Genomic DNA, 7,370 nt, shown 5'->3' on the forward strand with positions numbered 1-7,370 from the left:
CGGATAAAAGTGCACCGTTGTTGATGCGGTGAGGTTGGTGTCGCGCGAGTCTTCTGTCGTCCTGCTCGGGGTCAGTGGAGGGCGGCGACAGTGGTCTTGGATCCGCATCGCTGGTTGGAGCTGAGGCGGTTTCGCGGCCTGTACGAGTCTGGCGCGATGAGCCTGCGGGAGATCGCGAAAGAGACCGGGCTGAACCGGCGCACGGTCGCCAAGTACCTGTCGGGCGAGACGCCGGTCGCCCCACCGCGAAGGGCGCCCAACTGGCAGCCGTACCGGCGGATCGTGGATGAGGTCGCGCCGTTGATCGACGCGATGTTGCGGGCCGAGATCTTGCTCGAAGGGGCCGTGATCCACGAGCGTCTGGTGGCCGAGTACGGGTTCACCGGCAGCTACCAGCGGATCAAGATGTACTTGCAGGAAGCCCGCCCGCGGATCGCGGAGGAACTCGGCATCAGCCCGAGTGAACTGGCGGGCCTGCACCGCAGGTTCGAGGTGGTGCCGGGGGCTCAGGCCCAGGTGGACTGGGGTGACGAGGGAAAGATCCTTGCCCACGTCGGGATCCCGAAGGTCTACTCGTTCCACATGACGTTGTCCTACTCGCGCGATCTGTTCTGCTGCTTCACCACCAGCCAGGACCTCGCCACCTTCTTCGACTGCCACCGCCAGGCGTTCGCCCACTTCGGCGGAGTCCCAATGTCGATCGTCTACGACCGCACCAAAATGGTGGTCCGCCGACACGTCGCACCAGGTGAAGCCGTTCCCCTGCATCCGGAGGCTGTCGCCTTCGCCGGGCACTACGACTTCGATCCCGACGTACTGGCCGCCTACCGGCCCACGGGCAAAGGCCGGGTCGAACGGCAAGTGCTGATCGTCCGCGACCACGTCCTTGCGGGATGCGCCTTCTCCTCGGTCGAGGAACTCAACGCCGCCTTCACCGCCTGGGTGCCGCTGCGGCGGGCGAAGATTCACGGCACCCACGGCGAGGTCATCGGTCTCCGTGCGATCCGCGACCACGTCGCCCTCCGCCCGCTGCCGCAGACGCCCTATGTGGTCACTCAGCGGCATCTCCGCCACGTCGGCAAGGACTGCCTCGTCGCCTTCGACGCGAACCTCTACTCGGTGCCGGCCCGCAGGGTCCGCCCCCGTCAACTGGTCGAAGTCAGGGCCACGAAGTCCCAGATCATGCTGCATGCCACCGCCCCCGATCGCACTGGCGAAACCCTGCTGGCCGTTCATCAGCGGGCGGTCGGCCGAGGCGCCCGCATCGTGGATGAGAAGCACTGGGACGGCCTGCCCACGGGAGCCCGCCGCCGCGTCACCACCGGTGATGGGAGCCTGCCGCGGCCCCGCCGCCACGATGCCCCGGTCTCGCAAGCCGGGCCGCTGGCGGCCCTGCTGAACCGGGCCGCGGTCACCCACATCGAGGTCGGTCGCCGGCCTCTGTCGGTCTATGACGAACTGACCGGCACCCGCCCCTTCACCACCAAGCCGAGCGCGAAGGAATCGTCTTGAGCGAGCTGGTCTCCACCCGCATCCGCACCACGGCCGGCAAGCTGGGGCTGCCCCACCTGGCCGAGGCCCTGACTCAGTACGCTCAGCGGGCTGACGAGGCCAAGATGGGTTACCTCGACTTCATCGACCTGGTCCTCTCCGAAGAACTCGCCGTCCGTGAGGACTGCTGCTTCCGCACCGGTCCGCGGATCTCGAAGCTGCCTTACCACAAGACACTGGACGACTACGACTTCTCGTTCCAGCCCGAGCTCGACCCGCGCAAGGTCAAGGACCTCGCCACATTGTCGTTCGTCGAGGCCAAGGCCAACACCGCCCTGCTCGGGCCGCCGGGAGTGGGCAAGACACATATCGCCGTCGCTCTCGCGGTCGCGGCCTGCCGGGCTGGGTACTCGATCCACTTCACCAGCCTCGACGACATGGTCCGCAACCTCAAAGCCGCCGAGGCCACCGGACGGCTGACCAGCAAGCTCGGCAGCTACCTGCGGCCGGCTGTTCTCGTGGTCGACGAGGTCGGCTACCAGCCCCTCGAACGCGCGGAGGCCGACCTGGTCTTCCAAGTGATCTCAAAGCGCTACGAAAAGGGCTCGATCATCCTGACTTCGAACAAAACCTTCAGTGGGGGCAGGTGTTCGGCGACGAGGTCCTGGCCACCGCAATCCTCGACCGCCTCCTGCACCACTGCGACGTGATCTCCATCAACGGTCCCAGCTACCGGCTCAAGAACCGGCTCGCTGCCATCGAGCGAGATCAGGAAAGCGCCGCCTAATAGTTCATATGGTCGACAATGAGCACATGGACGTCCCTGAGCTGCTCGAATCAGCTTCTCTGCTTGTTCCGGAAGAGACCGCCACCGAGAACGACATCACGGTGCGAGACATCTGGGACTACCTCGTCCACGACGAGTGGGAGATCGCCCTGGGCCTGCTGGAGGAGCTTGGGGACGGTCGCTCGCTCCCGCTGGCGTTTTGGGAGAAACTCGCCGACGCGGCTGAGCAGCTCCGGCTTGAGCGGAGCGCGGCCTGGTGCCATTGGCGGTGCTCCGAGATTCGTCACGGCGTGATCCGGGCGGATCTGACGCTCCGTCCTGCCGCTGAGGCGCGACGCACCACGGCAATCTCCGGCGCCGGTGTTCTGCGACCCATGTGGGACATCGGACACCTCTCGCCCACCGGTGGATGCGCGGTCAGCATCGCCTCGCTCTGGGTTGAGGACATGCCCTATCTGGAGCCCGGCGGGCGAGCCACGGTTCGACTCGTGCCCCTCACTCCCTCTCACTGGACGCACCTCCAGCCCGGCCAGCAGATCAGCATGCATGAGGATCAAACCGTGGCCGGCACCGCAGTCATCCTGGAGGTTCACCGCCGTGCCACCGCCATGCCCGCGGGATGACGTGACTGGCTCACAGCCTCCCTGCTGGCGCACGTATCTCCGTACTTGGTGAAGCACTCACAGGAGTACGCCGACAGCTAAGGCCGATGGCTGCCTTCCTCCACGCCAGCCTGGAAAACGAACAAGCCATGCGCGAGCAGTTCGCCCGAGTTCACGTCTGTCGTCGCTTCGCGGTGGACGTCCTCTGAACGCGGACGACATCATTTCTCGGGTCGCTCGCGGTACTGTGGCGGATGCGGCAGCCACTCCGTAGGTTCATCGATCACCACGCGTGGTGGGGATGCCAAGGTCCACGGCCGTATGCTGCCCGTGGCGCTGATCGAGCTGGCGGAGCTTCTCCTCGGCGCCAGCCAGGCTGACCTGGAGACCTTCGACCTCGCCGAGCCAGCCTTCCGTCTCGGCTTCGGCGATTCGGACGACCAAGTTGTCGCGGATCTCGACCAGCCGTGCCCGTTGGGCCGGGTCAGGTCGGAGGAGCGAGCATCTGACGCAAGCGTGTTCGTGGATACAGGCGGTGCCGTAGGCGCGGGCGCAGGTGCCGACGGATAGTTTGCGGCGTTCTAAGTGGCCGAGGAAGTCTTCCCATTCGGGACTGCTGCAGGATCGGGTGACAGCGGGGCTTATGCAGCCAGGGCTGCGGGTGGGGTCATGATGGCTTCGTACTGGACGGGGTTCAATCGGGCCAGGCGTTTCTGGCGCCGGCGGCGGTGGTAGGTGCGCTTGATCCAGGTGACGATCGCGATCCGAAGTTCCTGGCGGGTGGCCCAGGTGCGGCGGTCGAGGACGTTCTTCTGCAGCAGCGCGAAGAAGCTCTCCATGGCCGCGTTGTCGCCTGCGGCACCGACTCTGCCCATCGATCCGGTCATGCTGTGACGTGCGAGGGCTGCGACGAACTTTCGTGAGCGGAACTGCGACCCGCGATCGGAATGCACGATGCAGCCGACGACCTGGCCGCGGCGGGCGACGGCGGATTCCAGGGCTCTCACCGCGAGGCTGGACTGGCCTCCACCACACGCGATGCTGCAACCCGAAGCACTTGGAGGCAGTGACGAAGGAGGAAGCTCTTCGTCGCAGGGATTGGGAGAAGGCGCGCGCTCGTAGGACCCGCTGTCGGCACGGTCACGAGTACACGCCGGCGAACTCGTACCTGGACCCTCGGGGGTTCCGACAGTGCCGGACCTGTCGTAGCGAGAGGAACAAAAACCGCTAGGTTCGACCCGGTCATGTGAGATCCCGTGAGAGATGAGAGGGTCGGACGGGTGAGCGAGACACCGACGAACACCCTGCAATACCGCTTTGACGGGCCAGAAGACGCCCCGGTCCTGGTCCTGGGCCCCTTCCTCGGTACCACATGGCACAGGTTGTAGATCGCGTCTTGTGCGGTCCAAAGTGGTCCAGGTGAGGCGCATATGGCCAGGTCAGCTCACTGTGGTCCAGGCGCGTCTACGCAGTTGGTGAGACGCGTGTGAGAGAAACGCCCCCGTCGGCTGGTGCCGGCGGGGGTTCCCGGTGTGCGGGTTGCGATGACATGCCGTCACTCCGTCACGCTGCGCAGTTGCGGCGAGGCGGAGAACTCGACCGTTCAAGGTCGCTGGGCAGGGTGCCCGGCGGTGCTGTGAGGCTGGCTGCGCGGGCGGCAGTGACGAAATCCTTACGGTGGGATTCGGCGCGTTCGATGAGCGGGTCCCGGACCCATCCACCGATCAGTTGGTCCCACATGGCCGGGCAACGGTCGACAAGAGAGAGAGCCTGAGTTACCTGCATTTCGGTGAGGGTGGCGCTGTTGCGGAGGCAGTAGTCCAGAAGATCCCGGTCATGCCTTCTTCCCTCCTCGTCCTTGTGTGCCCACTCGACGAGAAATTCCCAGGCTACGTACGCCGCGCTATGACTATCGTCGGTGCAGTCTTCTGGGTCGCCGGGGCACCAACCTGCCTCCAGCGCGCTGATCGTCGCGCGCAATACCGCGCGATCGAGCGCGCAGCGTTCCAAGATGCGGCATTGCGAGAGAAGGAATTCTGCGGCTGTAAGGACATCAGGAGGAGCAAGTAGCTCCAGTGAGGCGTAGCGGGTTTCCACCGGGATAGCGTGCTTGGCCACGAGCGCTTGGCGTTCATCGTAATCGAGACTCGGGAGTCGCTTCACGACACCCACCAGGGCGTCGGAGACACTCAGGAACTCCATGCACGCGCTGTCGAGTGCAATGTGCCGTTGCTGATCCCGGTCGAGGAAGCTCTGGGTCTGCACCACCGCGATGGCAGTGTCGGCCTGGATACGCCCGGCGAGGAGCGCGGCAGACGTTGCGCTTTCTGCGCTGCGCTTGGTCCACCATGCTGCAACTACGGCAGTGGGAACGGAGAGAAGGGCTGCGACTGCACTCAAGTCGACCATGTCCATGGACCAATGCTGGGCGAAGAAGAGCTGCCCTGCGGGCGGTTCGGTGCAGATCGATAAGCCCGGACATTCGTTCCCGCTCGCCTGCCGTTGAGGCGGTCCGTTTCGATGAGACGCCAGCAGCGTGGAGGGAGATCCTGAAACCTACCGCCAGGGCAGCGTGGCGGAAGCAGACGAGGATGCGTTAGCACGATGCGGGCGGCACGGGCGAAGTCTTGAAACTCACTGCGGGTCATACCGCGCGCACGGGCTCACGCGGCGCCCCCAGGGCCAGTTCCGTAGCAGCGCCTTCGGCCGGGGCTTTGGACTACCGGCGCCTGGGGGAGTGAACTGGTCCGACGTCTTGGTGCGGTGATGCGGCGGAGTTGCTCAACCGTGAGTGGACCGTCGGGGATCTCACCGATCAGGTGATCGAGTCCGGGGTCGGTCCGTGGCCTGGTCGGGTGAACAGGCTGATGATCAGGGCGAATTCACCACCGACAACGGCAGTCTGCACATCGCCGTCAGGGCTGGCCCAGAAGTGACCGCCCAGCCATAGCCGCGGCCTGACCTCGTCCCACGTGTCTGTGGTTCGGGGGCACCTCGGTCACTCCGACGTGTCGTCACGGACGCTCCTCGCCGGGTGGACCAACGACACGGTCAGACGGTCGCGTTCCCTGCTCGATGCGCTGTCGTCGTTCCCTGATCGTCAGGTCACGCCTCCCGGTAGAGATGCGGGCCCAGCCCGTAGATCGCTCCCAGGCCATCTCATACGTCAGTGCCCGTCGAGTCGTCGACGTTCCGGTCAGCACTCTGGTACATCCGCTGGACCTTGCGCCAGGCGACGATGATTTCGGGCAGCTGGTCGAGCAGTCCCCGGGCGACGAATAGGAAGATGCTCAGCACGCCGGAGGCGGCCAGCAGCCAGAGAATGATGGAGTCCACCCGTTCGAGTCCCTCGTGATCCAGGGGTCGAACATGGGTGACGTCCACTCAGTTCGACCACCGATTTGTGTGGTCAGAACTGAGGTCTACGCCGACAGTAAAGCTCAGGTGCTGCTATCCCATGGGTAATGCGAGCACGCTCTGAGGCGCCCGCGGTGAGCGGTGAGGTAGCAGGTGGCCGGGTCGTTGTTCACGGCTCGAACAGCTACCCCTCGACATGTCGGCTCGGGGGGAGCTGATCCTGCGCTGCTCCTGAAGCTACCTCCAGATCAGGACACGGCAGCCACAAACGCCATACGTGAGACAGGCCCCCGGCAATGAGGTATTAGGGTCCAACACTGCCGAGGCGCAGCCGAACAGATCGGGCTTTCAACGGCAGCGAGGGCACCGACTTGCCCCGCGAACTCTGTGCCAGCGTTCACTGGTACAGGTCAGGGCCTGTCCACCGTCATGAAACACCGCTGTCGACCCTCACGGCTGGCAGCTGCTCACGCCCGCCGACAGACACCCGGCCGCGCGCCGTCCGGCGAACCCGAGCTGGCTCCTGGGAAGTGGCTGATATCCCGGGTGCCATAGCGTTGCGGGAATGGCTACTGCCCCAGCGCAGCGAGGGCTTGCTCGGCCATCTGAACGCCCATCGTGGGCGCGATGGTGGTGCCAGCCTCCAGGAGCTTGTCCTTGAACTGGGTGGCGAACTGGCGCAGACGACCCGGTTCAGGGTTCTCGGAGGTTGCCTCAGCCTGCAGGTCCTGGGCGACGCGTTCTAGTTCCACGCGGTCCGTGTCGGTAAATGTCATGTGGGGTGTGGTGCTGCTGGCTGCTGGGGGCGAGTTCGTGCGGTGGGGCTCCGTTCAGCTCCGCGTCGGGCAGGACAAGCAGCAGGGCGCCATGAAAGCACATATCGGGACGATGATGCACAAGGCGCTGAACGGCCAGTCGGGAGCGGACATGTGGGCAACTCATTAGTTGGTGCTGGTCACCAGCATGTTCGGCACTCGCGTGTCCTGGACCTTTCCCGCGCGATATCCTCGGGCGGATCGCACGGCCTCACGCCATACACTAGTAGGCCGTCGCTGCTTAATTATGGCGCGTTTGGTGGGAGGTTGGTGTCTGGCAGATTCCTTCCCCCCTGCCAGATAGGACTGTTGTCATGG

Annotated in this window: 7 protein-coding genes and 3 pseudogenes; 6 read left to right on the top strand and 4 right to left on the bottom strand. The window is 65.0% G+C overall.

All coding sequences use genetic code 11. From position 1 onward, the window contains the following. Positions 1 to 90: 90 nt before the first annotated feature. From istA to ACGFU7_RS30570, 4 genes and pseudogenes are all read left to right on the top strand, one after another. Complete coding sequence (gene istA / locus ACGFU7_RS30555) at positions 91 to 1,512, top strand: IS21 family transposase (protein ID WP_393700014.1); 1,422 nt, start codon at positions 91 to 93, stop codon at positions 1,510 to 1,512. Then, positions 1,509 to 2,278: pseudogene (gene istB / locus ACGFU7_RS30560) on the top strand (IS21-like element helper ATPase IstB). The gene istA and the pseudogene istB overlap by 4 nt, the downstream one beginning before the upstream one ends. 26 nt (positions 2,279 to 2,304) lie before the next feature. Next, positions 2,305 to 2,901 (top strand): hypothetical protein, encoded by a 597-nt coding sequence (locus ACGFU7_RS30565; RefSeq protein ID WP_393700016.1) that lies wholly within the window; start codon positions 2,305 to 2,307, stop codon positions 2,899 to 2,901. A 300-nt stretch (positions 2,902 to 3,201) separates the two neighbouring features. Next, positions 3,202 to 3,450 (top strand): hypothetical protein, encoded by a 249-nt coding sequence (locus ACGFU7_RS30570; protein WP_393700018.1) that lies wholly within the window; start codon positions 3,202 to 3,204, stop codon positions 3,448 to 3,450. 71 nt (positions 3,451 to 3,521) lie between these two features. Here ACGFU7_RS30570 and ACGFU7_RS30575 read toward each other — a convergent pair. Then, positions 3,522 to 3,902: pseudogene (locus ACGFU7_RS30575) on the bottom strand (transposase); the annotation flags it as partial. Positions 3,903 to 4,160: 258 nt separating this feature from the next. Here ACGFU7_RS30575 and ACGFU7_RS30580 point away from each other — a divergent pair. After that, positions 4,161 to 4,259: pseudogene (locus ACGFU7_RS30580) on the top strand (3-oxoadipate enol-lactone hydrolase); the annotation flags it as partial. Positions 4,260 to 4,443: 184 nt separating this feature from the next. Here ACGFU7_RS30580 and ACGFU7_RS30585 read toward each other — a convergent pair. From ACGFU7_RS30585 to ACGFU7_RS30595, 3 genes are all read right to left on the bottom strand, one after another. Continuing rightward, the gene (locus ACGFU7_RS30585) at positions 4,444 to 5,295 is read right to left on the bottom strand and encodes a hypothetical protein (RefSeq protein ID WP_393700020.1); all 852 of its coding nucleotides are present in this window, start codon (positions 5,293 to 5,295) and stop codon (positions 4,444 to 4,446) included. Positions 5,296 to 6,039: 744 nt separating this feature from the next. After that, entirely contained in the window at positions 6,040 to 6,216 is a 177-nt protein-coding gene (locus ACGFU7_RS30590; RefSeq protein ID WP_383971436.1) for a hypothetical protein, read from the bottom strand. Positions 6,217 to 6,806: 590 nt separating this feature from the next. Then, positions 6,807 to 7,013, bottom strand: coding sequence for a hypothetical protein (locus ACGFU7_RS30595; RefSeq protein ID WP_393700021.1), 207 nt, complete (start codon positions 7,011 to 7,013; stop codon positions 6,807 to 6,809). Here ACGFU7_RS30595 and ACGFU7_RS30600 point away from each other — a divergent pair. Then, positions 7,012 to 7,182 carry a hypothetical protein gene (locus tag ACGFU7_RS30600; protein WP_393700023.1) on the top strand — a complete coding sequence of 57 codons (171 nt, stop codon included), beginning with the start codon at positions 7,012 to 7,014 and terminating at the stop codon, positions 7,180 to 7,182. The genes ACGFU7_RS30595 and ACGFU7_RS30600 overlap by 2 nt on opposite strands. Positions 7,183 to 7,370 lie beyond the last annotated feature (188 nt).

The sequence above is a fragment of the Streptomyces sp. NPDC048473 genome, assembly GCF_043200155.1.
Classification (GTDB): Bacteria; Actinomycetota; Actinomycetes; order Streptomycetales; family Streptomycetaceae; genus Streptomyces.